Here is a 25,416-nt window from a genome sequence, read left to right as displayed (position 1 = left end):
CTCCCGTGGCGGGCCGCGGGGGTCAGGCGAGATAGACCCTGAACCACGCGACCGTCTTCTCCCACGCGGCCTCGGCCGCCTCGGCATAGTAGCGCGGGGTCGTATCGTTGTGGAACCCGTGGTTCACGTCGGGCCAGATCAGCGCCTCGTAGATCTTGTCGTTCGCCTCCAGCGCCTTCTGCATCTCGGGCCAGCCGGCGTTGATGCGGCTGTCGAGCGCGGCGTACTGGAACAGAAGCGGCGTCTCGATCTTCGGCACGTCCGCCGCGGCGGCCTGCCGCCCGTAGAAGGGCACGCCCGCGTCGAGCTCCGGGTAGGCCACCGCCAGCGCGTTCACGACGCCGCCGCCGTAGCAGAAGCCCGTCGCGCCGACCTTGCCGTTCGTCCCTTCGAGGGCAACGAGATATTCGTAGCCCGCGAAGAAATCGTTCATCAGCTTCTCCCCGTCGACCTGGCGCTGCAGCTCGCGGCCTTCGTCGTCGTTGCCGGGATAGCCCCCCATCGAGGTCAGCCCGTCGGGCGCCAGCGCGATGAAGCCCGCCTTGGCCACGCGCCGTGCCACGTCGCGGATATAGGGATTGAGGCCCCGGTTCTCGTGTACCACGAGGATCGCTGCGGGCGGGCGCTCGGGGTCGGTCTCGGCGGGGCGCACGAGATAGGCGCTCACGTCGCCATGTCCGTTCGGGCTGGCATAGGTGATGTCCTCGCCCGTGATGTCGGCATCGTCCTCGGCCACCTGCTGCGCAAGCGCGTAGTTCGGCGAGAGCGTCGTCAGGATCGCCGCCGCCGTCAGGCCGCCGACGGCCCATTTGCCCGCGCGGTCGAGGAACTCGCGCTTGGAGATCTTCCCGTGGGCATAGAAGTCGTAGAGGTCGAGCAATTCCTGATCGAAATCCTTGGCTGTCATGCGTGTCATGGCGTGTCTCCCGTCCCAGATGACCGAGGGGAAGGTAGCACGGTTTGCGGCACCGCACACGGAACCCGCGCCCGCGCGCCGCGTTTCATGCGAATGAAATCGAACATTCTCGCCGCCGCCCTCCTTCTCGCGCCCGCCGCCCATGCCGAACAGGTGGGCGAAGTCGGGGTCGACTGGGTCGGCAACGACATCATCATCGAAGCCATCGCCGACCCGAAGGTCGAGGGCATCACCTGCCATATCGCCTATTTCGACAGGTCGCTGATCGACCGGCTGAGCCAGGGGGCGTGGTTCGAGGACCCGTCCAATGCCTCGATCGCCTGCCGCCAGACCGGGCCGATCCGGGTCGGCGACATCGACATGTCCGAGGATGGCGAACAGGTCTTCCGCGAGAGCCGGTCGATTATCCTCAAGTCGCTGCGGATCAAGCGTATCTTCGACGAGGCGAATCAGACGCTGATCTACCTCGTCCACGCGCAGGAACTGACCGAGGGCTCGGCGAAGATGTCGATCTCGACCGTGCCGCTCTACGGCGCGACGCTCGCGACGGACTGACGCCCGCCTAGAGGATAGCCAGCGCCACGCCATAGGCCACGAAGCACAGCGCCAGCGACCGCCGGAGCCAGAGGCTCGCCATCACGCCCATCGCCCGCTGCCCGAGCCACGCGCCGAGGCCGCACCAGCCCGTGTAACTGAGGGTGGTGAGTGTCAGGGCGGTGGGCACGATCACCCCCATCTGCGCCGCGATGGCTATGTCGGGCGAGACGAATTGCGTGAACGCCGCGAGGTAGCCCGCCAGCGACTTGGCGTTGAACGTGGCGATGGCCAGCGCCCGCAGGTAGATGCCATGGGCCGGGGGCGGCTCGGCGGCGGGCGCGTCCCCGGCCCGGATCCAGGCCCGGATGCCAAGCGCCACGAGGATCGCCGCTCCGATCAGCCGGATCGCGTCGAACGCTCCCGGCGCCGCCAGCAGGAGGGCCGTCACTCCCGTCGCCGCCAGCCCGAGGAACAGCGTCGCCTGCGTCAGGATGCCTGCCACGCACCAGAGCGACGACCGAAACCCGGCATACCACGCCGTCAGGATGCAATTGGCCGCGTTCGGTCCCGGCGAGGTCACGAAGACCGCCCAGAAGGCCGCGAACACGATCCAGTCGGTAATAGGCAAGGACGACTCCGGCGTTTGCAACAGTGCGGACGTTTACGGCCCGCCACCCTAGGCGCGGCGTCCCGAACCGGCTAGGCATCTCGAAACGTTCGGACCTGCGCGGATATGCGCATCTTGATCGTGGCCGCGACGCCCCATTTCTAGTGGCAACGCCACCAACCGCCGATCGGACCACCCCTTCCCTTGCAGAACATCCAGACTTCCCCGTCCCGCCGCATCGCCGTGATCGGCGCGGGCATCAGCGGCATGGCGGCCGCCGACGCGCTCGCCCCCGGCCATTCCGTCACCCTGATCGAGTCCGCGCCGCGTCTCGGCGGCCATGCCCGCACGGTCCTCGCGGGCCGCACGGGCGAGCAGCCGGTCGATACCGGCTTCATAGTCTACAACCGCCCGAACTATCCCAACCTCGTCAAGCTGTTCGAGGATCTGGGCGTTCCGGTCGCCGAATCCGACATGTCCTTTGCCGCATCCATCGAAGGCGGACGGATCGAATACAGCCTCCAGACGCTCGACACGCTCTTCGCGCAGCGCAGCCTCGCCTTCTCGCCGCCCTATCTGCGGATGGTGCGCGACGTGTTCCGCTTCAACGCCCGGGCGGGCGAGATGGACATCGCGCCGGATCTGTCTCTGGGCGCGTTCCTGACCCGGATGGGCCTCGGGCAGGAATTCCGGGACTGGTATATCGGCCCCATCTCTGGCGCGATCTGGTCGACGCCCAGCCAGAACGTCATGGATTTTCCGGCCGCGGCGATGCTGCGCTTCTTTCGCAACCATAACCTTCTGCACCACACCGGCCAGCATGTCTGGTACACGGTCGATGGCGGATCGATCCAGTATGTATCCCGACTCGAGGCGCGGATGCGCGCACGGGGCGTCGACATCCGCCTCGGCGCGCCGGTCGAGGGTCTGCGTCGTCTCCCCGGCGGGGTCGAGATCCGGGTGCGGGGCGGTGAATGGGAGCGGTTCGACGACGTGGTGCTCGCGACCCATTCGGACGTCGCGCTGTCGCTTCTCTCGGACGCGTCCGAGGCCGAGACGACCCATCTGCGCGACATCCGCTACCAGGACAATCGCGGCATCCTGCATCGCGATCCGTCGGCCATGCCCCGGCGCCGCAAGGTCTGGGCGTCGTGGAACTACAGCGAAGCCAAGCGCGGCGGCGACGACCGGCTGGGCCTGACCTACTGGATGAACCGGTTGCAGAATATCGACGAGAGCGATCCGCTCTTCCTGACGCTGAACCCCCAGAGCACGTTCCGGGACGAGGATATCTACGACGACAACACCTTCCGGCACCCGGTCTACGACCTCGCGATGCTGAAGGCGGTCGAGGGCATGCGCGCCCTGAACGGCACCGCGAACACGTGGTTCTGCGGCGCATGGATGCGGAACGGCTTCCACGAGGACGGCATCGCCAGCGCGCTCGATGTCGTCCAGGCGATGTCGCGGCGGACCCCGATGGGAATCGCGGCGGCGTGACCCGGGTCCTGGACCATGTTCCGGGCCAGACCTTCCATGGCCGCCGCGCCGAAGGGGTGACGAACGCCTTCCGCTACGGGGTCGATTACGTCCTGCTCGACCCGACCGATACCGGGTCGATGCCATCGCTCTTCGGACGCAACCGCGCCGCCCTGGCCTCGCTCCGGGATCGCGACCATGGCGGGCCGCCCGGCGCGGGACGCGGCGTGAGGTGGGTGCACGAGGTGCTGTCCGAGGCGCATCCGTCCTTCCGACCCGGTCGCATCCTCCTGCTCGCCCAACCACGCGTGCTGGGTCATGCGTTCAACCCTGTGAGCTTCTGGCTCATCCACGACATGGCCGGCGCGTTCCGGATCGCCATCGCCGAGGTGACGAACACCTATGGCGACAGGCATTCTTACCTCTGCCATACCGACGACCTCGCACCGATCACGCCCGACACACGGCTGGCGGCCCGCAAGCTGATGCATGTCTCGCCTTTCCAGCCGACCGAGGGGGATTATGCGTTCCGTTTCGACATCGCCCCCGACCGCGTCGACATCCGCATCGACTACCGCATCGGCGACGGGCGGCTGCTGGCGGTTCTGACCGGACCGCGCATGCCGCTGACCAATCGCGGGCTAATCCGCGCGGCGCTGCGGCGGCCCTTTGGCACGCGCCGGGTTCTCGGGCTCATCCACTGGCAGGCGCTGCGCCTCTGGTGGAAGGGCGCGACCTGGCGGAGCCGGCCCCGTCCGCCCGAGCACGAGACGTCGCGATGACGCGGACGGAAGGGCTGCCCCGCTATGCCGGGTTCGCGGCCCTGCTCGCGGCCGCGGGCCTGCCGATCTACATCCACGCGCCGAAATTCTACGTCGACAGCTACAGCGTGACGCTGGCGCAGCTTTCGCTGGCGCTCTTCGCGCTGCGCCTGATCGACGTGGTGCAGGACCCGTTGCTGGGTCGGCTGGCCGAGGCGACCCGCAACCGGCGCGGCGCGATGGTCCTCGGGGCCGCGATCCTGATGGCGGTGGCGATGGTGGCCCTGTTCGCGGTTCCGCCCGCCCTGCCCCCGCTCTGGTGGTTCGCGCTCAGCCTTGCGGCGCTCTTCTCGGCCTTCTCGTTCCTGACGATCTGCTTTTACGCCCAAGGCGTCGCGAAGGCGCGGGCGATGGGCGACGGGCATGTCCGCCTCGCCGCCTGGCGCGAAACGGGCGGCCTGTTGGGCGTCTGCCTTGCAGCGGCATTGCCGGCGGTTCTGGCGGGAACCGGGGCGCCCTTCGCGTGGTACGCGGCGATCTTCTGCGTCGGCGTCGTCCTGGTCGTCTGGCTGATGCGGCGGGAGTGGAGCGGCGGCGGCGAGACGCCGGGCACCGGCGGGCTACGCGCCGTGCTCGGCGACGCACGGGCACGTCGCCTCCTCCTTCTCGCGCTGGTCAACGCCACACCCGTCGCCGTCACCTCGACCCTGTTTCTCTTCTTCGTCAGCGACCGCCTTCAGGCGCCCGGATGGGAAGGGCCGCTCCTCTTGCTGTTCTTCCTTTCGGCCGCGGGGGCCGCGCCGCTCTGGGGCCGGGCGGCCGAGCGGGTGGGCGCGCGCCGGTCCCTCCTCTGGGCGATGGGGCTCGCGATCGCGACCTTCGCCTTCGCGCTGACCCTCGGGCCGGGTGATGCCCTGCCCTTCGCGGCGATCTGCGTCGCCTCGGGGGCCGCCGTCGGCGCGGACCTCACGCTGCTCCCGGCGCTCTTTGCCAAGCGTCTCTCCGTGATCGCGCCCTCGGCGGCGGACGGGTTCGGGCTATGGTCCTTCGTCAACAAGATCACGCTGGCCTTCGCCGCGATTGCCCTATTTCCAACGCTGGAAGCGGCGGGGTTCGTGCCGGGTGCGGCCAGCCCCGCCGCAGCCATGACAGTGCTGACGCTGCTCTATGCCGGTGTCCCGCTGGTCCTGAAATCCGCGGCATTCCTGCTGCTGGCGCGCCTTGACCCGGAGGTTGGATGACAGACCCGATACTCTACGTCCTGATTGGCGTCGTCTTGGCGCTGGCCTCCGTCTGGATCGTGCGGCGGACCTTCGCGTTCCAGGCGCAGGAGCATGACGATTACGTCCACCTGCTGCCCGAACTGGACATCAGGCGGCACCTGAACGGCACGATGCGCTGCCAGGGCATGATCTTCGGGCCGACCGGTCGCGTCAGCAGTCGCTTCGTCGCGATCATGCGAATGACTTGGGACGGGCCGGTCGGATCCATGATCGAGACCTTCGTCTATGACGACGGCACCACGCAGGAGCGGGTCTGGCTGATCACCGTCTACGAGGACGGACGGGTCGAGACCGAGGCCAACGACGTGCCCGGCGGTGGGCAGGGCCGACAGTCGGGCAATGCGCTGGGCTTGCGCTACCGGATCCAGCTCCCCGAGGAGATGGGTGGCCATCTTCTCTCGGCGGTGGACTGGCTCTATCTCCAGGAAGACGGAACAATCCTCAATCGCAGCCAGTTTCGGAAGTTCGGGATCAAGGCCGCGGAACTGTTCGCCGTCATCACCCCCATGGAGGATGACGATGCGTGAATGGAGCGGCAAACGATATTGGCTCGTCGGTGCGTCCGAGGGTCTCGGCGCCGCATTGGCCCAGAACATGTCCCGCGCCGGCGCCGAGCTGGTGCTCTCGGCCCGGTCCGAGGACAAGCTGGCGGCGCTTGCCGCCGAATTGCCCGGCCGATCCGAGGTGCGGACCTGCGACGTCTCCGACAGCACGTCGGTCCGCGCGGCAGCCGAGGCCATCGGACGGATCGACGGCATGGTTTTCCTTGCGGGGGTCTACTGGCCGCTGAAGGCGCAGGAATGGGATCCCGACAAGGTCGAGGCGATGATCGACGTGAACCTGACCGGGGCGGCGCGCTGCGTCGGCGCGGTGATCGGCGACATGGTCGAGCGCGATGCGGGACATATCGTGCTGACGGGATCGCTGTCCGGATTCCGCGGCTTGCCGGGTGCGACGGGATATTGCGCGTCGAAGGCCGGGATCATGGGAATGGCCGAGGCGATGTACGCCGACCTGCGCACCACCGGCGTTCAGGTCCAGATCGCGAACCCGGGCTTCATCAAGACGCGCCTGACCGACAAGAACGATTTCGACATGCCTTTCCTGATGGAGCCCGAGGAGGCCGCGCAGCACATGTTCGAGCTGATGTCGGGCGACGACTTCAAGAAGAGCTTCCCGACCGTCTTCTCGTGGCTCTTCCGGGGCGGCCAGTTCCTGCCGGACGCGCTCTGGTATCCGATCTTCGCCCGGAAAGGCTGAGGACCGGAGGGGGCGCTGCCCCCGCCCTGCGGGCCCCCCGAGGTATTTCGGGCCAGAGGATCGCGCGCATTAACCTTGATGGATCGTCGCCGAGACGGTCCGATCGGAAACGGCGCGGGTCGCTTCCCCCGTATCCCCTGTCGCGGGTGGTCTTTCGGGCCGTGGGGCGACCGCCTAGGCTGGCCGCGACTGACCGGGGTGCGACCATGTCCGAGACGATCGAATTCATCCTCGACGGCGAGACCGTCCACGCCGCCCCCGGCGAGACGATCTGGGAGGTCGCGCACGGGCGTGGCCTGAAGATCCCGCATCTGTGTCACAAGCCCGATCCCGGCTATCGCCCCGACGGCAATTGCCGCGCCTGCATGGTCGAGATCGAGGGCGAGCGCGTGCTCGCCGCCTCCTGCATCCGCGAGCCCGCCGCCGGCATGGTGGTCACGACCGACAGCGCGCGCGCCATGGCGGCCCGCAAAATGGTTGTCGAGATGCTCGTCGCCGACCAGCCCGAGCGCGACGCGGCCCATGACCGGTCCTCGCGCCTCTGGGACCAGGCCGACGCACAGGGCGTGACCGAAAGCCGCCTGCCGACGCTGGAGGCCGGGCGCATCCCGCTCTTGGACGACAGCCATGTCGCGATGCGCGTCAACCTCGACGCGTGCATCCAGTGCGGGCTCTGCGTGCGCGCCTGCCGCGAGGTGCAGGTCAACGACGTGATCGGCATGGCGGGCCGGGGGCACGACGCCTACCCGGTCTTCGATTTCGACGACCCGATGGGCGAAAGTACCTGCGTGGCCTGCGGCGAATGCGTCCAGGCCTGTCCCACCGGCGCGCTGATGCCCGCGACGATGGTGGATGCGGCGCAGGTGGGCGACAGCGCCGATTTCGACGCCGAGACCAAGTCCATTTGCCCGTTTTGCGGCGTCGGCTGCCAGGTTTCGCTGAAGACCAAGGGCGACCGGATCGTCAAGGTCGACGGCATCAACGGGCCCGCGAATGAGGGGCGGCTCTGCGTGAAGGGGCGGTTCGGTTTCGACTACATTCATCATCCGCACCGCCTCGACGTGCCGCTGATCCGGCGCGACGACGCGCCCGCGAAGGGGCTCAACGTCGATCCGGGCGACTGGCGTGCGGTCTTCCGCGAGGCGACGTGGGATGAGGCGCTGGACCGGGCGGCCGGAGGTCTGAAGGGGCGCGGACGCGAAGTCGCGGGCTTCGGGTCGGCCAAGTGCTCGAACGAGGAGGCGTATCTCTTCCAGAAGTTCATCCGGCAGGGCTTCGGGCACAACAACGTCGATCACTGCACACGGCTGTGTCATGCGTCGTCGGTCGCGGCACTTCTCGAGAATGTCGGATCGGGCGCGGTCACGGCGACCTTCAACGAGATCGAGAATGCGGACGTCGCCATCGTCATCGGCGCCAACCCGGTCGAGAACCATCCCGTCGCGGCGACCTATTTCAAGCAGTTCGCCAAGCGTGGCGGCAAGCTGATCGTGATGGATCCGCGGGGGCAGGCGCTGAAGCGTCATTCGTCCCACATGCTGCAGTTCCGGCCGGGCGCGGACGTGGCGCTCCTCAATTCGATCATGCACGTCATCTCGGACGAGGGATTGGTCGACCGCCAGTATATCGAAGCGATGACCGAAGGCTGGGACGCCGAGACGGCGCATCTCGAGGGGTTCGCGCCCGAGAAGATGGCCGACCTGACGGGCATCGACGCCGAAACGGTGCGCGACGTGGCGCGGACCTTCGCTGGGGCGAAGTCGGCGATGATCTTCTGGGGGATGGGCGTCAGCCAGCATATTCACGGGACGGACAATTCCCGCTGCCTGATTTCGCTGGCGCTGATGACCGGACAGGTCGGGCGGCCCGGCGCGGGGCTGCACCCGCTCAGGGGCCAGAACAACGTGCAGGGCGCAAGCGACGCGGGCCTGATCCCGATGTTCCTGCCGGACTATGCCAGTGTGCTGTCCGACGAGGTACGCGCGAAATACGCGGGTCTCTGGGGCGACGAGCCGTTGGCCGAGAAGGGGCTGACGGTGACCGAGATTCTGGGCGCCGTTCATGCGGGCGAGATCCGGGCGATGTATATCCTCGGCGAGAACCCGGCCATGTCGGACCCCGATGTGGACCATGCGCGCGCGGCACTCGCGGCGCTGGATTGCCTCGTGGTGCAGGACATCTTCCTGACCGAGACGGCGAATTACGCGGACGTCATCCTGCCCGCGTCGGCCTTCGCCGAGAAGTCGGGGACGGTCACGAACACCAACCGCCAGGTTCAGATGGGCCGCCCCGCCGTGGCCCCGCCGGGCGAGGCGCGCGAGGACTGGTGGATCACGACCGAGTTGGCGCAACGCTGTGGCCTCGACTGGCGCTACACCCATCCGCGCGAGGTTTTCGCCGAGATGAAGCAGGTCATGCCCAGCCTCGACAACATCACCTGGGACCGCCTCGAGGCCGAGGGCGCGGTGACCTACCCGTCGCTCTCGCCCACCGATCCCGGGCAGTCCATCGTCTTCGCCGACGCCTTCCCCCGCGAGGGCGGCCGGGCGAAGTTCACGCCCGCTTCGGTCATCCCGCCCGACGAGACGCCGGATGCGGAGTACCCGATGATCCTGACGACCGGGCGGCAGCTCGAGCACTGGCACACCGGGTCGATGACGCGGCGGGCGAGCGTGCTGGACGCGGTCGAGCCCGAGGCCAACTGCTCGCTGCACCCCTCGACGCTGCGCCAGTTGGGCGTGGGTCCGGGCGGGCTGGTGCGGCTGACGACGCGTCGCGGTTCGGTGACGCTTATGGCGCGGGCGGACCGGGCGGTGGCGCCGGACATGGTGTTCCTGCCCTTCGCCTTCGTCGAGGCGGCCGCGAACCTGCTGACGAACCCGGCGCTGGACCCCTACGGCAAGATCCCTGAGTTCAAGTTCAGCGCGGTGAAGGTCGAGGCGGCGGAGCCCGTCGCGGCCGAATGACGCTCAGAACGAGACGGCGAACTGGAAGTTGACGACGCCGTGCACGTCCTCGCCGTAGGGCAGGACGTTAAGGCGGTATTCCGTGCGCCCGACGCGGTAGGCGCCGGTCAGGATGCCGATCGGGACGAAGCCCCCAACATTGGGGATCGTGTCGCCGCGGGCCTCGTAAATGTCGACGAGATCGCCGTAATAGGCGGTGCCCGCGCTGATCCCGAAGCGCAACTCGCCCGGCCCGATTTCGCCCACGCCGGTGGAGAGGCCAGTGACGAGGATCGGGGACACCTCCTCGTAGGAGTTGTAGAAGACGCCGCCTTCGACATGCCATTCGGCCGGCCCCTGCCCGATCTCGCGGCGGAGGCCGTAGGTCAGGCCGGGGTTGAAGTCGTTATATGCATCGCTCCCGATATGCTGGGAGCCGACGAACACGCCGATATAGCGCTCGTCCGCTTGGGCGGGCAGCGCGGCGAGGGTCAGGGCGATCAGGGTGGCGCGGAACATGGGACGGCACTCCGGATGGGGGTCGCCCCGATATGAGCCGCCGCCCGCGCCACCGGCAAGGTGGCGCGGGCCGATTGCGGGCGAGCGATGCTACTCCGCCGCAAGCCGGGTGATGAGCACCGTCACCTCGGGGCGCTTGCCGACCTCGTCCTGCGCGACCTTGCGGACGCCCTTGACGATCAGGTCCTCGAGCTTCTCGTCGTCGCCCGCCGTCCGCGTGTCGACGCGCGCGAGCTGTCCGGCGAGGTGCTGCTCCATCAGGTCGGCCAGCGCGGCACCGTTGCCCGCGACATCCGGCAGACCGCGCAGGTCGACCCAGGTGTCCTCGAGGATCGCATCGTCGTCGTCGACCATCACGGCGACCACGGCGTGCCCGTTCAGGGCCATGCGGATACGGTCGCGGACCACGCCGTCGAACTGGCCCACGAGGGCCGAGCCATCGAGATAGGTGCGCCCCGTCTCGACGTGATCGACCACCTTGGGCTTGTTGCCTGCGAGGTCCAGCATCGTGCCGTTCGGCGCGACGACTCCCAGCCGCCCGAGGCTGTCGGCCAGCTTGGCGTGTTCGCGCAGATGACGGTGCTCGCCATGCATGGGGATCACGACCTGCGGGTCGGTGATCGTGTGGACGAGTTCGAGGTCCGGCCGGTTGGCATGGCCCGACACGTGGTAAAGCCCGTCATCGTCGGTCACCACGTCGACGCCGAGTTCGGAGAGGTTGTTCATGATGCGACCGACCTCCTTCTCGTTGCCGGGAATGGTCTTAGACGAGAAGAGGAACGTGTCGCCTTCGGCCAGTTCCATCCCGAAATACTTGCCGCGGCTGAGCTGGGCCGACGCCGCGCGACGCTCGCCCTGGCTGCCGGTGACGATCAGCATGAGGTTCTCGCGCGGGATGCCGGCGGCATCCTCGGGCGAGATGGTCTTCGGGAAGTCGGGCAGCAGCCCTTCCTCGCGCGCGGCCTCGGTCATGCGGCGCATCGCGCGGCCCATGAGGCAGATCGAACGGCCCGCCGCCTCGCCCGCGTCGGCCAGCGACTTCAGGCGGGCGACGTTGGATGCGAAGGTCGTCGCGACAAACATGCCCTTGGCGGCGGCCACGAGCGGCACGAGGTTCGGCTTCACCTCGGATTCCGAGCGACCGGGATGCTTGGAGAAGACGTTGGTGGAATCGCAGACCAGCGCGCGCACGCCGGGCTTCGCCGCCTCGGCCCAGAGATCGTCATCGAACGGCTCGCCGATGACAGGGGCCCGGTCGATCTTGAAGTCGCCCGTATGGATGATGCGGCCCGTCGGCGTGTCGATCACGAGTGCCGCGCTCTCCGGGATGGAATGCGAGACGGGCAGGAAGCCGACGCTGAAAGGACCGGCCTCGATCATCGCGGGATAGGGGTCGGCGGTAGTGACGGCCTTCGGGTCCTGGCCCTTCTCCTGCAGCTTCCGCCGCGCGAGGTTGGCGGTGAACTTGCGCGCATGGACCGGCTTGCGCAGTTGGTTGTGCAGGTGGCCCACGCCCCCGACATGGTCCTCGTGCCCGTGGGTGATGAAGATCGCCTCGAGGCGGTCGAGCTTGTCGGCCAGCCAGCCGATATCCGGCAGGATCACGTCCACGCCGGGGGTGGTGTCCATGTCGGGGAAGGCGATGCCCAGATCGACGAGGATCAGGCGCTCCTTTCCCTCGGGGCCGTAGCCGTAGACATAGGCGTTCATGCCGATTTCACCGGCGCCCCCCAGCGGGAGGTAGATCAGGCGTTCGCGAGCCATTCAGTCGTCCTTGTTATATGCGTGGATCACGGTCAGGCCGTGCATCGTCAGGTCTTCGTCATATGCGTCGAACAGGGTGTCGCCCTGTTGGAACAGGGGCGCGAGGCCCCCGGTTGCGACGACCTTCATCGGCCGGTCGCGTTCCGCCCGGATACGGGCGCAGATTTCACGGATGAGGCCGACATAGCCCCAGAAGATGCCGCTCTGCATGCAGGCGACGGTGTTGGTGCCCACGACGGTCGCGGGCTGGGTGATATCGACATGCGGCAGCGCGGCGGCGGCCATGTGCAGCGCCTCGAGCGAGAGGTTCACGCCGGGCGCGATGACGCCGCCGACATAGGCGCCGTCATGGTCGACCACGTCGAAGGTGGTCGCGGTGCCGAAATCGACGACGATCAGGTCGCCGCCATGGCGGTCCCACCCGCCAACCGAGTTCACGAGGCGGTCCGGACCGACCGCCGTGCCCGCATCGACCCGCACGTCGATCGGAAGACGGGTGTCGGGCTTGCCCACGACCCACGGGCGCGTGCCGAAATAGCGGTCGCAGAGGACGCGCAGGTTGAACACGACCCGCGGCACGGTCGAGGACACGATGCAGTCGGTGATCGTGACGTCCACGTCGCGGAGCGTCATCGAGGTCCGGAGCCAGGTGTAGTATTCGTCCGCCGTGCTGGCGTGGTTGGTCGCGCGGCGCCAACTCTCGACGAAGCGCGTCCCGTCCCAGATGGCGAAGACGGTATTGGTGTTGCCGCAGTCGATGGTCAGGAGCATGAGGGCTCTCCGAAGAAGACGTCGCCCGCGGTGATCCGGACCGGGCCATCCGGCGTCCCTAGGACGAGATGCCCCTCGGCGTCCACATCCTCGAAGGTGCCGGACGTCGCGTCGGCCATGGTGCGGGCGGTGATGGTCTCGCCCAACCGCGCTGCATGGGCGAGCCAAGCGCTGCGGATGGGGGCGAAGCCGAGGGTGGTGAATTGTGTCTCGCGCGCCGCGACGGCGGGGGCGAGAGCGTCGAGAAAGGCCTCGGGTTCGATCCGGAGGCCAGAGGCGTCGCGAAGGGAGATGGGGGCCAGCGCGCCGGGTTCAAGGGTGGACGGATCCGGCCCGGCCACGAGGTTTACGCCGATCCCGAGGACGAGGAAGCCGGGGCGCGGGCTTTCCAGCAGGATTCCAGCCAGCTTGCGGCCGTCGAGAAGCACGTCGTTCGGCCATTTGAGCGAGAGGCCCGCGACCTCCATCCCCGCCAGCGTGTCATGGAGAGCGAGCGAAGCCACGAAGCTGCGCAGCGCCATGGCCGCCGGGTCGCCACCGGGGCGCCAGGCAAGGGACGCGGCGAAATTGCCTTCGGGCATCGACCAGGCGCGCCCGCGGCGCCCCCGCGCGCCGGTCTGTCGCCGGGCCATGATCCAGAGCGGTCCGACGGGCGCGCGGCGCGCCGCCTCTTCGGAGGTGCTGTCGATCTCGTCGAGGATCACGCGGTCCACGCCCGCGGGCCAGCCCGCCGGCGCGGCGTGCATCTAGAGAACCAGCGTCGCCGCGGCGGCGGCCGCGATGCCTTCGAGCCCGAACATGTTGACGATCCCCAGCACCATGATCGCCGCCGACACCACGAGCGCGACCATCTGGACGGTCGGCATGTTGCGGTCGAGGGGGGCGTCGCTCTCGCCGAAATACATGAAATAGACGATCCGGAGGTAGTAGAACGCGCCGATCACCGAGGCGATCACGCCCAGCACCGCGAGCCAGACGAGGCCCGCGCCCACCGCCGCCTGCAGCACGTAGTACTTGGCGAAGAAGCCCACCATCGGCGGAATACCGGCCAGGCTGAACATCAGGACGAGCAGGGCCAGCGCCGCGGTGGGCCGGGCCTTCGCGAGCTGGTTGAGCGAGGCGATGTCCGTCACCTCGAGCCCGTCGCGCGACATCGAGAGGATGAAGGCGAAGGTGCCGATATTCATCACGACGTAGATCGCCATGTAGAGCAGCATCGCCTGGACGCCGCCGGCCGTGCCTGCCGCGAGTCCCATGAGCGCGTAACCCATATGGGCGATCGAGGAATAGGCCATGAGCCGCTTGATGTCGCGCTGGCCGATCGCGGCGATGGCACCGACGAACATCGACAGCACCGACAGGAGTGCCACGATCTGCTGCCAGTCGCCGACGACGCCGCCGAACGCGTCATGGGTGACGCGGGCGAACATGCACATGGCGGCGACCTTGGGGGCCGTCGCGAAGAAGGCGGTGACCGGCGTGGGCGAGCCTTCGTAGACGTCGGGCGTCCACATGTGGAACGGCGCGGCCGAGACCTTGAAGGCCAGACCGCAGATCATGAAGACGAGGCCGAAGAGCAGGCCCAGAGCGATCTCGCCATCCGCGGCGGCGGCGATGACGCCCGCGAACTCCGTGGTGCCCGTATAGCCGTAGGTCAGCGAGATGCCGTAGAGCAGAAGCCCCGAGGAGAGCGCGCCGAGGACGAAGTACTTCAGCCCCGCCTCGGTCGACTTCACGCTGTCGCGGCGCATCGAGGCGACGACATAGAGCGACAGGGATTGCAGCTCGAGCCCCATGTAGAGCGTCAGGAGGTTGCCGGAGGACACCATCACCATCATGCCGATGCAGGCGAGCGTGATGAGGATCGGGTATTCGAATTTCATCAGCCCCGTGCGGGCCATGTAATCCTGCCCCATCACCAGGACGACCGCCGCCGACAGCAGGATCGTGACCTGCGCGAAGCGGCTGAACCCGTCCTTGACGATCATGCCGGTGAACCCGGTTCCGACCTCAGACGAGACCGCGATCCAGAAGGCGACGACGACGAGCACGGCGGCCGTCAGCCAGACCAGCGGGCGGGCGAGGTCATCCTTGCCGGTATAGACCGCGCCCAGCAGGGCCAGCATCGCGTAGACCGCGAGCACGATCTCGGGCAGCAGAAGGGTCAGGTCGGCGCTCATGGGGCGGCCCTCTCAGTGATCGGCCCCGGCGACCGCGTTGTGCAACGCGAGATCGGCGGTGGCGACGTCGTAATTGGCGACCAGCTCGGCCACGGTGGGGCCGATGATGTCGGTCACGAGGCTGGGATAGACGCCCAGCAGGATGGTGAAGAAGACCAGCGGCGCAAAGATCGCCCGTTCGCGGCCCGTCAGATCCGAGATGGTTCGGAGGCTCTCCTTGATGAGATCCCCGAACACGACCCGGCGGTAGAGCCAGAGCGCGTAGCCCGCCGACAGGATGACGCCGGTACAGGCGACGACGGCGACCCAGGTGTTGACCTGGAACACGCCCATCAGGGTCAGGAACTCTCCCACGAAGCCGGATGTCCCCGGCAGGCCGACATTGGCCATCGTGAAGAGCATGAAGATCAGCGCGTAGGCCGGCATCCGGTTCACGAGCCCGCCATAGGCGTCGATGTCGCGGGTATGCATCCGGTCGTAGATCACGCCGACGCAGAGAAAGAGCGCGCCCGAGATGAAGCCGTGGCTGATCATCTGGAAGATCGCGCCGTCGATGCCTTGCTGGTTGGCGGCGAAGATGCCCATGGTCACGAAGCCCATATGCGCCACCGAGGAATAGGCGATCAGCTTCTTCATGTCGTCCTGCACCATCGCCACGAGCGAGGTGTAGACGATGGCGATCGCGCTGAGCCACAGGACGAGCGGCCCCATCACCTCGCTGCCCACGGGGAACATCGGCAGCGAGAAGCGCAGGAAGCCGTAGCCGCCCATCTTCAGCAGGATCGCCGCCAGGACGACCGACCCCGCCGTGGGCGCCTGGACGTGCGCGTCGGGCAGCCAGGTGTGGACGGGCCACATCGGCATCTTGACCGCGAAGCTGGCGAAGAAGGCGAGCCAGAGCAGCGTCTGGGCGCCGCCGACGACGTTCAGCCCGAGCACCGACAGCGGCGCATATGAGAATTCGTGCGCCAGCAGCGTCGGGATGTCGGTGGTGCCCGCGTCGAGATACATCGCGATCATCGCGACCAGCATCAGGACCGAGCCCAGAAGCGTGTAGAGGAAGAACTTGAACGACGCGTAGATGCGGTTCGCTCCACCCCAGATGCCGATGATGAGGAACATCGGGATCAGGCCCGCCTCGAAGAAGAGGTAGAACAGGATCAGGTCGAGCGCGCAGAACACGCCGAGCATCAGCGTCTCAAGCACGAGAAGCGCGATCATGTATTCCTTCACCCGGTGCGTCACGCCCCAGCAGGACAGGATCACCAGCGGCATCAGGAAGGTCGTCAGCATCACGAACAGCACCGAGATGCCATCGACGCCCATCTTGTAGGTCAGGCCGGCGATCCAAGTGTGTTCCTCGACGAACTGGAAGCCGGTGTCCTCGGGGTCGAAGCCCGTGAGCACGAAGATCGAGACGATGAATGTCAGCGATGTCGCGCCGAGGGCGAGCCACTTGGCGTTGCTCTGGGCGCTGGCGTCGTCGCCGCGCAGGAACGGCGCCATGATCAGCGCCGCGATCAGCGGGATGAACGTGACGATCGAAAGGAGGTTGTCCAGCATCTCAGTTCCCCGCCGCGATGGTCATCCAGGTGATCAGGGCAACGAGCCCGATGACCATGGCGAAGGCGTAGGTGAAGACGTAGCCGGACTGCGCGCGGTTCAGCCAGCGCGTCGCCGTCGGCACGATCCCCATGGCGAGCCCGTTGATCGAGCCGTCGATGGTCGACCCATCGCCCTTCTTCCAGAAGAAGCGGCCGATCGCCTTGGCGGGGCGCACGAAGACCGCGTCGTAGATCTCGTCGAAATACCACTTGTTGAGAAGGAACCTGTAGAGCGGCCCGAGATTCTCGGCCCACTGGCCGGCCAAGCCCGGACGGCGGATGTAGAAGAGCCATGCGGCCCCGAGGCCCAGCAGCATCGCCACGAAGGGCGACCACTTGACCCAAGGCGGCACGAGATGCGCTTCGTGGATGACGTGGTTCTCGGGTCCGATGAAGATCGCCCCCTCGCCCGGAACCTGCGGCGGACGCTCATGCGCCTCGTCGCCCTCGGTGGCGGCGACGGCCGCACCCGGGATCGCATGGGCGGCATGGGCGGCGGGAACGGTGTCGGTGATCCCGAAGAAGTGGTCGACCTTCTCCTGGCTGCCGAAGAACGGCCCGTAGAAGACCATCCCCGCCAGCACCGAACCCACGGCCAGCACGCCCAGCGGCGCGGTCATGGTCGTCGGGCTTTCATGGGCATGCTCGTGCGTGTGCTTGTCGCCGCGCGGGGTCCCGAAGAAGGTCATGAACATCAGGCGCCAGGAGTAGAAGCTCGTCATGGCGGCGGCGGCGACCAACACCCAGAACGCCCCCGTCGAGCCGACATAGGCGACCTCGATGATCGCGTCCTTTGACACGAAGCCCGCGAAGCCGATCGGGAAGCCCACGTAGAGAAGCGGGATCGGGATGCCGACGCCCGTGATGGCGAGCGTGCCGATCATCATCGCCCAGAACGTCAGCGGGATCTTGCTGCGCAGGCCACCGTAGTTCCGCATGTCCTGCTCGTGGTGCATGGCGTGGATGACGGACCCGGCGCCGAGAAACAGCATCGCCTTGAAGAAGGCGTGGGTCAGCAGGTGGAACATCGCGACCGAGTAGGCGCCCAAGCCCGCCGCCACGAACATGTAACCCAGCTGCGACATGGTCGAATAGGCGATGACGCGCTTGATGTCGTTCTGCACAAGGCCGATCGTCGCCGCCACGAATGCCGAGGCCGCGCCGATAACCACGACGAAGCCCATGGCGTTGGGCGCGAACTCCATCAGCGGCGACATGCGGCAAACGAGGAACACGCCCGCCGTCACCATGGTCGCCGCGTGGATCAGGGCCGAGACCGGCGTCGGGCCCTCCATCGCGTCGGGCAGCCAGACATGCAGGCCGAGCTGCGCCGACTTGCCCATGGCGCCAACGAACAACAGGAAGGCGATCAGTTCGGCCGCGTTCCAGTCGGTCCACATGAAGCGGATCGTCGTTTCGGCGATCTCGGGAGTCAGCGCGAAGATCGTCCCCATGTCGATGCTGTCGGTGACGTAGAACAGCGCGAAGATGCCCAGCAGGAAGCCGAAATCGCCGACGCGGTTGGCGATGAACGCCTTCATGGCCGCGGCCCCGGCGCTGGGCTTGCGCCAGTAGAACCCGATCAGGAGATACGAGGCGACGCCCACACCCTCCCAGCCGAAGAAGAGCTGCAGCAGGTTGTCGGCCGTCACCAGCGCCAGCATCGCGAAGGTGAAGAAGGACAGGTAGGCGAAGAAGCGCGGCTTGTAGGTCTCGCCCTCGCGCCATTGCGGGTCGTGATCCATGTAGCCGAAGCTGTAGAGATGGACGAGCGACGACACGGTCGTCACCACGATCAGCATCACGGCCGTCAGCCGGTCGAGCCGGATCGACCAGTCGGTCAGCAGGCTGCCGCTTTCGATCCAGCGGAAGAGCTGGATGATATGCGTCTCGCCGTCATGGCCGAGGAACACGATCCAGGACAGCGCGGCCGACAGGAACAGCAGCGCCGTCGCGATGACGCAGGCCGCCGTCTCGCCGATGAAGCGCCAGCCGAAGCCGCAGATCAGGGCGCCGACCAGCGGGGCGAAGAGGATGATCGTTTCCATCGGGTCAGCGCGCCTTCTTGTCGTCGCGTCGTGCGGCCAGGTCGGGCCAGGCGAAATAGAGGACGCCGGCGGCGGCGCCGAGACCGGCGATCAGGATGGCGGCCCAGAATGCGATGCTCATGGCCCTCAGCCCTTCATGACGTTGACGTCTTCGACGTCGATGGTGCCGCGATTGCGGAAGAAGCAAACCAGGATCGCGAGGCCGATCGCCGCCTCGGCCGCCGCGACAGTCAGGACGAACAGCGTGAAGACCTGCCCCGTGAGATCGCCGAGGAAGCCCGAGAAGGCGACGAAGTTGATGTTCACGGCCAGCAGCATCAGCTCGATCGACATCAGGATGATGATGACGTTCTTACGGTTCAGGAAGATCCCGAAGATGCCGATGACGAACAGCGCCGCGGCCACCGTCAGGTAATGCTCAAGTCCGATCATGGTCGTCCCTCTCCGGGGCGCTTGGCGGCCCCGTTCGTCGTCTCGGTCCCGTTCAGAAGAACGAGTAGCCGCCCAGCAGGATGACCAGCAGGACGATGATGATGATAATGGTCGTACGGGACATGGAATGCCCTCCGGTTTACAGGCCTTGGCCCGGTTTCACGTCGTGGACGTCCATCGCGGTCGCGGGGTCGCGCCACATCTGATGGAGCACGTTCTGGCGCTTGACGTCGCGGCGGTGGCGCAGCGTGAGCGCGATCGCCCCGATCATCGCCACCAGCAGGATCAGCCCCGATAGCTGGAACGCGAGGAAGTAATCGTCATAGAGGATCAGCCCGAGCGCCGCGGTGTTGAGCTCGGCCATCGGCGCGATGGTCGCCAGCCCGTCGGCCACGACCACGCCCTCGGCCACGTCCCAGACCCCGTAGGCGATCACGAGCTGCATCAGGAGGACCACGCCGATCAGGCCCGCGAGCGGCACGTAGCGCGCCATCTCGGCCTTGAGTTCGGCGAAATCGACATCGAGCATCATGACGACGAAGAGGAACAGCACCGCGACCGCGCCGACATAGACGATGATCAGCAGCATCGCGACGAACTCCGCCCCGATCAGCACGAAGAGCCCCGCCGTCGACAGGAAGGTCAGGATCAGCCACAGCACCGAATGCACGGGGTTGCGGGCCACGACCGTCATCAGGCCGCCGGTCACCGTCAGGATCGCGAAGAGGTAGAAGGACAGGTCGAGGATCGTCATGCGTCGTCCTCCAGCGCTTCGGTCGCCAGTTCCATCGCCTTGTTCATCGCGGGAAGCCCGCCGAAGAGGCCCATCAGCCCGATCGTCTCGGCGATCTCCTGCTTGGTGGCGCCCTGTGCCGCGGCTTGGCGAACGGTCATCCGCACCTGCGCCTCGGCCTGCGCGCCCAGCACCGTCAGACCCGCCAGCGTCAGCAGCATCTTGGTCTTGGCGTCCAGCCCCTCGGGGTTGAAGCCCTTGCCCGCGAACTGCTCCATCACCTCGGCCGGCATGGTCGGCCAGAGCTTCTCGAAGCCCTTGGGCGTGAACGTCTCGAGCGCCGGGTTCATCGACTTGGCCATGTCCTGCATGTGGGACATCCAGTCAGCGAAGGGGTTTTTCGGATCGGTCATCGGTAGGGTGCGTCCAGCTCGAGGTTCTTGGCGATCAGCGCCTCCCAGCGCTCGCCATTCGCGAGCAGCTTCTCCTTGTCGTAGAACAGCTCCTCGCGGGTCTCGGTCGCGAATTCGAAGTTCGGGCCCTCGACGATGGCATCGACCGGGCAGGCTTCCTGACAGAAGCCGCAATAGATGCATTTCGTCATGTCGATGTCGTAGCGGGTCGTCCGTCGCGACCCGTCGGCGCGCGGCTCGGCGTCGATTGTGATCGCCTGCGCGGGGCAGATCGCCTCGCACAGCTTGCACGCGATGCACCGCTCCTCGCCATTGGGATAACGGCGCAAGGCATGCTCGCCCCGGAAGCGGGGGCTCAGCGGGCCCTTCTCATGCGGGTAGTTCAGCGTGGCCTTGGGCGCAAAGAAGTACTTCAGCCCCAGCTTCATGCCTGTCCACATGTCCATCAGCAGGAAGTACTTGGCGCTGCGGGTCCAGTCGATCTGCGTCATCGGATCACCTTCGGAATGCTAAGGTCGCCCATCAGTTCGCCACCGCCACGACGTCGGGCCAGCGGGCCCAGAAGCCGTCGAGGACCTGGAACTTCGCGAGGAACGCCACCAGCACGACCCAGCCCAGCGAGAACGGCAGGAACACCTTCCAGCCGAGCCGCATGAGTTGATCGTAGCGGTAGCGCGGCACGATCGCCTTCACCATCGCGAAGAGGAAGAAGAAGAACGCCATCTTGGCGACCATCCAGAGCGGGCTGTCCGGGATGAACGGGATGGGCGAAAGCCAGCCGCCGAAGAACAGAAGCGAGATCAGCGCGCACATCAGGAAGATGGCGATGTATTCGCCGGCCATGAACAGTAGGAACGGCGTCGAGGAATACTCGACCTGATAGCCCGCCACGAGTTCGGACTCGGCCTCCGGCAGGTCGAAGGGCGGGCGGTTCGTCTCGGCCAGCGCCGAGATGAAGAACAGGAACACCATCGGGAAATGCGGCAGCCAGTACCAGCCGAAGAACCCCCAGCCATTGTCCTGCGCGCGCACGATATCACCGAAGTTGAGCGACCCAGTGGACAGGATTACCCCGATGATGATGAGGCCGATCGAGACCTCGTAGGAAATCATCTGCGCCGCCGACCGGAGCGAGCCGAGGAACGGGTATTTCGAGTTCGAAGCCCAGCCGCCCATGATCACGCCGTAAACCTCGAGCGACGAGACGGCGAAGACGAAGAGGATCGCGACGTTGATATCCGACAGGACCCATGTGTCCGAGAACGGGATCACCGCCCAGGCCAGCATGGCGAGGACGAAGGAAATCAACGGGGCCAGCATGAAGACCGTGCGATCCGCGCCCGCGGGAATCACGATCTCCTTGACGACGTATTTCAGGGCGTCCGCCACAGTCTGCAGCAGGCCGAACACGCCCACGACATTGGGGCCGCGCCGCATCTGGACGGCGGCCCAGATCTTGCGGTCCCCATAGACGAGAAACAGCAGCGAAATCATCACGAAGGCGACGACGGCCAGACACTGGGCGAGGATCGTCAGCCCGATGCCTGCCGGAGATGCCAGAAATTCCGCCATTCAAGTCGTCCTCATACGGTCGGGATGCCCAGCGACACGCAATTGTCCACGGTCACTTCGGCATCAATCGTTCTCAGCCCCCGAGGGACCGCCGGCGAGACGGTGTAAACCGCATCCGCCCGCCAAATGCCACCCTCTTCGGCCACGTTCGTGCGCACCTGACGCGCGAATCCGAAGCCCCGGATCAGGGCATACTGCGCCGCGGCGCATTCCGCGTAGTCGATCACGTCCTGTCCGTCGCGGGCGCCCGTCATCGCGACCCGGAACCGAACAAGATCGCCCTCCAGAAGCCCCGTCTCGACCCCTTGATAGTCGGGCCGGAAGACGTCGACCGTCGGCGCCTCCTCGGATTGGCACGCAGCCAGAAGGACGACAAGCGAAACCCAGCGCATCACGACACGGCCAGGTAGGCGAGATCTGATACGGGGTTGCCGATGTCCTCGTCCGGGTCCGGCCCGAACCAGCCGCAGGGTATGCCGCCCGCCGCATAGATCGCGGTGAAAGCCTCGAAAAGCCGGCCATTGCGGGGCGCGGGGACGAAGATGTGACGCAGCATGAAGCCGAGTTGCGCCGTGATCTCGTCGAGAAACACGTCTTGTTCCGTCCCGACCGCGACGGCGGCGCTGCGGCGCAGGCGGCCGGCCACATGCGCCATCAGCGCCACGGCTGCCGTCGCCGCGCAGCGCGCCATGGCCGCCTCCGCCGCATCGCCATCGGGCAGCGGGTCGTCGGACCAGGATTTGCCCCGCTGCATCGCGGCCGCGACGACATGGGGCAGGCATTGCAGCCCCTCCTCGACCGGCGCGCTGGCCTGCGCGGGATCGATACTGGCCATCCGGGCCGCCTGCGCCACGTCCTCGACCCGTCGCATCGCGCCGAGTCCCGGCGCGTCCGCATCGACCTCGAGCGACAGGAAACCGGGTGCGGTCAGGATGTCGTCCAGGGCATCGCGGGCCGCGACCATCCGGAGATCGGGCGGCTGGACGCTCATGGCGAGCGGTCCGCGCATGCCCTACTCCGCCGCGATGGCTTGCGGATCACGGCCCGCGGCGAGGGCCGAGAGCTCTGCCATCAACTGGCTGGCCCGTGCGACCGGGTTGGTGAGGTAGAAGTCGCCGATGGCCGTCTCGAACGCGCCGCCGTCCAGCGACGGCATGGGGCCGGCGGGCGCCTGCGTGTTGACCGGAACCGCGTCGATCTCGGCCAGCTGCGGGGCGGCTTCGACCAGCGCGCGGCGCAGCTGCGCAAGGCTGTCATAGGGAAGCTGCGCGCCCAGTTCGGCCGAAAGCGCACGCAGGATCGCCCAGTTCTCCTTGGCCTCGCCCGGCGCGAAGCCCGCGCGTAGCGCAAGCTGCGGCCGGCCCTCGAGGTTCACGAACAGGCCCTGCTCCTCGGTCCAGGCCGCGCCCGGCAGGATCACGTCGGCGCGGTGCGCGCCGCGGTCGCCATGGCTGCCCTGGTAGATGACGAATTTGCCCGCCGGGATCTCCATCTCGTCGGCGCCGAGGTTGTAGATCACATCGGCCGAAAGCGCGGCCTCGATGCCGCCCTCGCAGACCGCGCCCGCATCCATCGCGCCGACCCGGCCCGCGGCAGTGTGCAGGACCAGAAGGCCAGAGCCCGCGCTCTCCGCCACTGCCCGCGCCGTGGCCAGCACCTCGGCGCCGTCCGGCCCGCAGAGCGCGCCCATGCCGACGATCACCACGCCCGCCTTGTCGCGCGCGCCGGAATGGTCCTGGCCTGCAAGCTCGGACAGTGCCTCGCGGCGCGTGCCCAGATCGACCACGTCATAGGACAGGTCCGCCTTGGCACCGATCCGTGCGACGGTCGCACCGCGCAGCCACGCCTTGCGGATGCGCGCGTTCAGGACCGGTGCCTCGACCGACGGGTCGGTCCCGATAAGCAGGATCATCTCGGCGCCGTCGATGTCCTCGACGGCCGCGGTCCCGGCGTATCCCGCACGGTCCCCCGCGGGCAGCTTGGCGCCATCCGTGCGGCACTCGGTCGCGCCGCCCAAGGCGTCCATCAGGCCGCGCAGAGCGAAGACCGCCTCGGTCGGTACCAGATCGCCAACGATCCCTGCGACCGACCCGCCCTTCATCGCGCTTGCCGCCGCATCCAGAGCCTCGGGCCAGGTTGCCGGGACCAGCTTGCCGTCGCGGCGGATGTAGGGCCGATCCAGCCGCTGGCGGCGCAGGCCGTCCCAGACGAAGCGGGTCTTGTCGGAGATCCATTCCTCGTTCGTGCCGTCATGGTTGCGCGGCAGGATGCGCATCACTTCGCGGCCCTTGGTGTCGACCCGGATCGAGGCGCCCAGCGCGTCCATCACGTCGATCGTCTCGGTCTTGGTCAGCTCCCAAGGCCGGGCGGTGAAGGCATAGGGCTTCGAGACCAGCGCGCCCACCGGGCAGAGGTCGATGATGTTGCCCTGGAGGTTCGATTTCAACGTCTCGCCGAGGTAGGACGTGATCTCGCTGTCCTCGCCGCGGCCGACCTGGCCCATCTGGGTGACACCCGCGACCTCGGTCGTGAAGCGCACGCAGCGGGTGCAGGAGATGCAGCGCGTCATGTGCGTCTCGACCAGCGGTCCGAGGTCCAGATCGACGGCGGCGCGCTTGGGCTCGCGGTAGCGCGAGAAATCGACGCCGTAGGCCATCGCCTGGTCCTGAAGGTCGCATTCGCCGCCCTGGTCGCAGATCGGACAGTCGAGCGGGTGGTTGATGAGGAGGAACTCCATCACCCCCTCGCGGGCCTTCTTGACCATCGGGCTGTTGGTCTTGACGACGGGCGCCTGCCCTTCGGGGCCGGGGCGCAGGTCCTTGACCTGCATCGCGCAGGACGCGGCGGGCTTGGGCGGGCCGCCGACCACCTCGACGAGGCACATCCGGCAGTTTCCGGCAATCGTCAGCCGTTCGTGGTAGCAGAAGCGGGGGATCTCGATCCCGGCCTGTTCGCAGGCCTGAATCAAGGTCATCTCGCCGGGCACCTCGACCTCGGTGCCATCGATCACGATCGTCTTGAGGTCGGCCATGTCAAACGCTCCGGTCTTCCGTTCGCGGCGGTTCTAAACCTGCCGCGCGCCGGTGACCAGAACCCTTGGGCTCAGTTCGGGTTGAGCAATCGTCCGACCTGCGTGTCATTCGCGACTTCGGCCGCCCCGACGCGGCAATGGGCCGCGACGTCGCCGCGGGATGCGCCCAGACCCGCCAGACGCTCGCGCGCGATGACCTCAAGCCGGTCCTTGGCGGCGTCGTCGTCGATGAAGGTCTCGATCTCGTCGTCGCTGTAGCCGAGGTCGCTGGCCGCAGATTTCAGCGCCAGCAGATATCGCAGGCCGCGGATGCGGCGCGGGCCGATGGTCGGGCAGACTTCGGCGATCTCGTAGGCGATACCGACCGTGATCAGCCCTTCGGTGATGCGCGGCTCGTCCTCCAGCCCGGCGGCGAAGACGGGCGTGGCGGCAACGGTCAGGGTCGCGGCAAGGGCACGAAGAAAAAGGGGCATGACGGCCTCCGGGTTGGCATTGCTGTCCGACCCGAAATTGTCCCGACGGGACCGTCATTCAATAGCGGGGCCCTGCAAGGCCCTGACC

At 67.2% G+C, this 25,416-nt stretch carries 25 protein-coding genes; 7 read left to right on the top strand and 18 right to left on the bottom strand.

What is annotated here, in order from left to right; genetic code table 11:
• Window positions 1-22: 22 nt before the first annotated feature.
• A complete protein-coding gene (gene yghX / locus Q0833_RS01440) occupies window positions 23-916 on the bottom strand; it encodes a YghX family hydrolase (RefSeq protein ID WP_298429554.1) in 894 nt (297 codons plus the stop codon).
• A 93-nt stretch (window positions 917-1,009) separates the two neighbouring features.
• Here yghX and Q0833_RS01435 point away from each other — a divergent pair, with 93 nt between their 5' ends.
• Window positions 1,010-1,471 (top strand): CreA family protein, encoded by a 462-nt coding sequence (locus tag Q0833_RS01435; RefSeq protein ID WP_298429552.1) that lies wholly within the window; start codon window positions 1,010-1,012, stop codon window positions 1,469-1,471.
• Window positions 1,472-1,478: 7 nt separating this feature from the next.
• On the opposite strand, the gene Q0833_RS01430 is transcribed toward Q0833_RS01435, so the two are convergent.
• A complete protein-coding gene (locus Q0833_RS01430) occupies window positions 1,479-2,081 on the bottom strand; it encodes a LysE family transporter (protein WP_298429549.1) in 603 nt (200 codons plus the stop codon).
• 183 nt (window positions 2,082-2,264) lie between these two features.
• Between Q0833_RS01430 and Q0833_RS01425 the strand changes: the two genes are divergently transcribed.
• The 6 genes from Q0833_RS01425 to fdhF all read left to right on the top strand — a co-directional run bounded on the left by Q0833_RS01425 (window position 2,265) and on the right by fdhF (window position 9,809).
• Window positions 2,265-3,560, top strand: coding sequence for an FAD-dependent oxidoreductase (locus Q0833_RS01425; protein ID WP_298429546.1), 1,296 nt, complete (start codon window positions 2,265-2,267; stop codon window positions 3,558-3,560).
• Window positions 3,557-4,321 (top strand): DUF1365 domain-containing protein, encoded by a 765-nt coding sequence (locus Q0833_RS01420; protein ID WP_298429543.1) that lies wholly within the window; start codon window positions 3,557-3,559, stop codon window positions 4,319-4,321. The genes Q0833_RS01425 and Q0833_RS01420 overlap by 4 nt, the downstream gene beginning before the upstream one ends.
• Window positions 4,318-5,541 carry an MFS transporter gene (locus Q0833_RS01415; protein WP_298429540.1) on the top strand — a complete coding sequence of 408 codons (1,224 nt, stop codon included), beginning with the start codon at window positions 4,318-4,320 and terminating at the stop codon, window positions 5,539-5,541. The genes Q0833_RS01420 and Q0833_RS01415 overlap by 4 nt, the downstream gene beginning before the upstream one ends.
• Window positions 5,538-6,110 carry a DUF3833 family protein gene (locus tag Q0833_RS01410; protein WP_298429537.1) on the top strand — a complete coding sequence of 191 codons (573 nt, stop codon included), beginning with the start codon at window positions 5,538-5,540 and terminating at the stop codon, window positions 6,108-6,110. Before Q0833_RS01415 ends, Q0833_RS01410 begins: the two co-directional genes overlap by 4 nt.
• Window positions 6,103-6,843 carry an SDR family oxidoreductase gene (locus tag Q0833_RS01405; protein ID WP_298429534.1) on the top strand — a complete coding sequence of 247 codons (741 nt, stop codon included), beginning with the start codon at window positions 6,103-6,105 and terminating at the stop codon, window positions 6,841-6,843. Before Q0833_RS01410 ends, Q0833_RS01405 begins: the two co-directional genes overlap by 8 nt.
• A 206-nt stretch (window positions 6,844-7,049) precedes the next feature.
• Window positions 7,050-9,809: a formate dehydrogenase subunit alpha gene (fdhF, locus tag Q0833_RS01400; RefSeq protein WP_298429531.1), complete on the top strand. Its 2,760-nt coding sequence runs from the start codon at window positions 7,050-7,052 to the stop codon at window positions 9,807-9,809.
• 3 nt (window positions 9,810-9,812) lie between these two features.
• Here fdhF and Q0833_RS01395 read toward each other — a convergent pair whose 3' ends face one another.
• The 16 genes from Q0833_RS01395 to Q0833_RS01320 all read right to left on the bottom strand — a co-directional run bounded on the left by Q0833_RS01395 (window position 9,813) and on the right by Q0833_RS01320 (window position 25,328).
• A complete protein-coding gene (locus tag Q0833_RS01395; RefSeq protein ID WP_298429528.1) occupies window positions 9,813-10,307 on the bottom strand; it encodes a hypothetical protein in 495 nt (164 codons plus the stop codon).
• Window positions 10,308-10,397: 90 nt separating this feature from the next.
• On the bottom strand, window positions 10,398-12,071 hold the full coding sequence (locus tag Q0833_RS01390; RefSeq protein ID WP_298429526.1) for a ribonuclease J: 1,674 nt from the start codon (window positions 12,069-12,071) through the stop codon (window positions 10,398-10,400).
• The gene (locus Q0833_RS01385; RefSeq protein ID WP_298429523.1) at window positions 12,072-12,842 is read right to left on the bottom strand and encodes a type III pantothenate kinase; all 771 of its coding nucleotides are present in this window, start codon (window positions 12,840-12,842) and stop codon (window positions 12,072-12,074) included.
• The gene (locus tag Q0833_RS01380) at window positions 12,833-13,588 is read right to left on the bottom strand and encodes a biotin--[acetyl-CoA-carboxylase] ligase (protein WP_298429520.1); all 756 of its coding nucleotides are present in this window, start codon (window positions 13,586-13,588) and stop codon (window positions 12,833-12,835) included. The genes Q0833_RS01385 and Q0833_RS01380 overlap by 10 nt, the downstream gene beginning before the upstream one ends.
• Entirely contained in the window at window positions 13,589-15,022 is a 1,434-nt protein-coding gene (gene nuoN / locus Q0833_RS01375; RefSeq protein ID WP_298429517.1) for an NADH-quinone oxidoreductase subunit NuoN, read from the bottom strand. It lies immediately after the preceding gene.
• 12 nt (window positions 15,023-15,034) lie between these two features.
• On the bottom strand, window positions 15,035-16,582 hold the full coding sequence (locus Q0833_RS01370; RefSeq protein WP_298434904.1) for an NADH-quinone oxidoreductase subunit M: 1,548 nt from the start codon (window positions 16,580-16,582) through the stop codon (window positions 15,035-15,037).
• 4 nt (window positions 16,583-16,586) lie between these two features.
• Window positions 16,587-18,674, bottom strand: a complete 2,088-nt coding sequence (nuoL, locus tag Q0833_RS01365; RefSeq protein WP_298429514.1) for an NADH-quinone oxidoreductase subunit L — start codon at window positions 18,672-18,674, stop codon at window positions 16,587-16,589.
• A 126-nt stretch (window positions 18,675-18,800) separates the two neighbouring features.
• Entirely contained in the window at window positions 18,801-19,106 is a 306-nt protein-coding gene (gene nuoK, locus Q0833_RS01360) for an NADH-quinone oxidoreductase subunit NuoK (protein ID WP_092780793.1), read from the bottom strand.
• Window positions 19,107-19,245: 139 nt separating this feature from the next.
• Complete coding sequence (locus tag Q0833_RS01355; RefSeq protein ID WP_298429501.1) at window positions 19,246-19,860, bottom strand: NADH-quinone oxidoreductase subunit J; 615 nt, start codon at window positions 19,858-19,860, stop codon at window positions 19,246-19,248.
• The gene (locus Q0833_RS01350; RefSeq protein ID WP_298429499.1) at window positions 19,857-20,252 is read right to left on the bottom strand and encodes a carboxymuconolactone decarboxylase family protein; all 396 of its coding nucleotides are present in this window, start codon (window positions 20,250-20,252) and stop codon (window positions 19,857-19,859) included. Before Q0833_RS01350 ends, Q0833_RS01355 begins: the two co-directional genes overlap by 4 nt.
• Window positions 20,249-20,743 (bottom strand): NADH-quinone oxidoreductase subunit NuoI, encoded by a 495-nt coding sequence (nuoI, locus tag Q0833_RS01345; protein ID WP_298429496.1) that lies wholly within the window; start codon window positions 20,741-20,743, stop codon window positions 20,249-20,251. Before nuoI ends, Q0833_RS01350 begins: the two co-directional genes overlap by 4 nt.
• Before the next feature lie 31 nt (window positions 20,744-20,774).
• Window positions 20,775-21,824, bottom strand: a complete 1,050-nt coding sequence (gene nuoH / locus Q0833_RS01340) for an NADH-quinone oxidoreductase subunit NuoH (protein ID WP_298429494.1) — start codon at window positions 21,822-21,824, stop codon at window positions 20,775-20,777.
• Window positions 21,825-21,835: 11 nt separating this feature from the next.
• Window positions 21,836-22,216 carry a hypothetical protein gene (locus Q0833_RS01335; protein ID WP_298429492.1) on the bottom strand — a complete coding sequence of 127 codons (381 nt, stop codon included), beginning with the start codon at window positions 22,214-22,216 and terminating at the stop codon, window positions 21,836-21,838.
• Window positions 22,216-22,833 (bottom strand): hypothetical protein, encoded by a 618-nt coding sequence (locus Q0833_RS01330; RefSeq protein ID WP_298429489.1) that lies wholly within the window; start codon window positions 22,831-22,833, stop codon window positions 22,216-22,218. Before Q0833_RS01330 ends, Q0833_RS01335 begins: the two co-directional genes overlap by 1 nt.
• A gap of 3 nt (window positions 22,834-22,836) precedes the next feature.
• Window positions 22,837-24,855, bottom strand: coding sequence for an NADH-quinone oxidoreductase subunit NuoG (gene nuoG, locus Q0833_RS01325; RefSeq protein ID WP_298429487.1), 2,019 nt, complete (start codon window positions 24,853-24,855; stop codon window positions 22,837-22,839).
• A 71-nt stretch (window positions 24,856-24,926) separates the two neighbouring features.
• Complete coding sequence (locus Q0833_RS01320) at window positions 24,927-25,328, bottom strand: DUF5333 domain-containing protein (RefSeq protein ID WP_298429484.1); 402 nt, start codon at window positions 25,326-25,328, stop codon at window positions 24,927-24,929.
• Window positions 25,329-25,416 lie beyond the last annotated feature (88 nt).

Origin of the sequence: uncultured Jannaschia sp. (assembly GCF_947503795.1) — a bacterium.
GTDB lineage: Bacteria > Pseudomonadota > Alphaproteobacteria > Rhodobacterales > Rhodobacteraceae > Jannaschia.
The sequence above is the reverse complement of the archived record's forward strand: the minus strand, read 5'-3'. Positions and strand labels throughout refer to the sequence as shown.

Excerpts from the sequence above, each read along its gene's own strand:
- fdhF (WP_298429531.1), top strand. The coding sequence starts at position 7,050 with ATGTCCGAGACGATCGAATTCATCCTCGACGGCGAGACCGTCCACGCC.
- nuoG (WP_298429487.1), bottom strand. The coding sequence starts at position 24,855 with ATGGCCGACCTCAAGACGATCGTGATCGATGGCACCGAGGTCGAGGTG.
- nuoK (WP_092780793.1), bottom strand. The coding sequence starts at position 19,106 with ATGATCGGACTTGAGCATTACCTGACGGTGGCCGCGGCGCTGTTCGTC.
- Q0833_RS01380 (WP_298429520.1), bottom strand. The coding sequence starts at position 13,588 with ATGCACGCCGCGCCGGCGGGCTGGCCCGCGGGCGTGGACCGCGTGATC.
- nuoN (WP_298429517.1), bottom strand. The coding sequence starts at position 15,022 with ATGAGCGCCGACCTGACCCTTCTGCTGCCCGAGATCGTGCTCGCGGTC.
- Q0833_RS01395 (WP_298429528.1), bottom strand. The coding sequence starts at position 10,307 with ATGTTCCGCGCCACCCTGATCGCCCTGACCCTCGCCGCGCTGCCCGCC.
- Q0833_RS01435 (WP_298429552.1), top strand. The coding sequence starts at position 1,010 with ATGAAATCGAACATTCTCGCCGCCGCCCTCCTTCTCGCGCCCGCCGCC.
- Q0833_RS01320 (WP_298429484.1), bottom strand. The coding sequence starts at position 25,328 with ATGCCCCTTTTTCTTCGTGCCCTTGCCGCGACCCTGACCGTTGCCGCC.
- Q0833_RS01350 (WP_298429499.1), bottom strand. The coding sequence starts at position 20,252 with ATGACCGATCCGAAAAACCCCTTCGCTGACTGGATGTCCCACATGCAG.
- nuoH (WP_298429494.1), bottom strand. The coding sequence starts at position 21,824 with ATGGCGGAATTTCTGGCATCTCCGGCAGGCATCGGGCTGACGATCCTC.
- Q0833_RS01405 (WP_298429534.1), top strand. The coding sequence starts at position 6,103 with ATGCGTGAATGGAGCGGCAAACGATATTGGCTCGTCGGTGCGTCCGAG.
- nuoL (WP_298429514.1), bottom strand. The coding sequence starts at position 18,674 with ATGGAAACGATCATCCTCTTCGCCCCGCTGGTCGGCGCCCTGATCTGC.
- Q0833_RS01355 (WP_298429501.1), bottom strand. The coding sequence starts at position 19,860 with ATGACGATCCTCGACCTGTCCTTCTACCTCTTCGCGATCCTGACGGTG.
- Q0833_RS01410 (WP_298429537.1), top strand. The coding sequence starts at position 5,538 with ATGACAGACCCGATACTCTACGTCCTGATTGGCGTCGTCTTGGCGCTG.
- Q0833_RS01390 (WP_298429526.1), bottom strand. The coding sequence starts at position 12,071 with ATGGCTCGCGAACGCCTGATCTACCTCCCGCTGGGGGGCGCCGGTGAA.
- yghX (WP_298429554.1), bottom strand. The coding sequence starts at position 916 with ATGACACGCATGACAGCCAAGGATTTCGATCAGGAATTGCTCGACCTC.
- Q0833_RS01330 (WP_298429489.1), bottom strand. The coding sequence starts at position 22,833 with ATGCGCGGACCGCTCGCCATGAGCGTCCAGCCGCCCGATCTCCGGATG.
- Q0833_RS01415 (WP_298429540.1), top strand. The coding sequence starts at position 4,318 with ATGACGCGGACGGAAGGGCTGCCCCGCTATGCCGGGTTCGCGGCCCTG.
- Q0833_RS01385 (WP_298429523.1), bottom strand. The coding sequence starts at position 12,842 with ATGCTCCTGACCATCGACTGCGGCAACACCAATACCGTCTTCGCCATC.
- Q0833_RS01335 (WP_298429492.1), bottom strand. The coding sequence starts at position 22,216 with ATGCGCTGGGTTTCGCTTGTCGTCCTTCTGGCTGCGTGCCAATCCGAG.
- nuoI (WP_298429496.1), bottom strand. The coding sequence starts at position 20,743 with ATGACGCAGATCGACTGGACCCGCAGCGCCAAGTACTTCCTGCTGATG.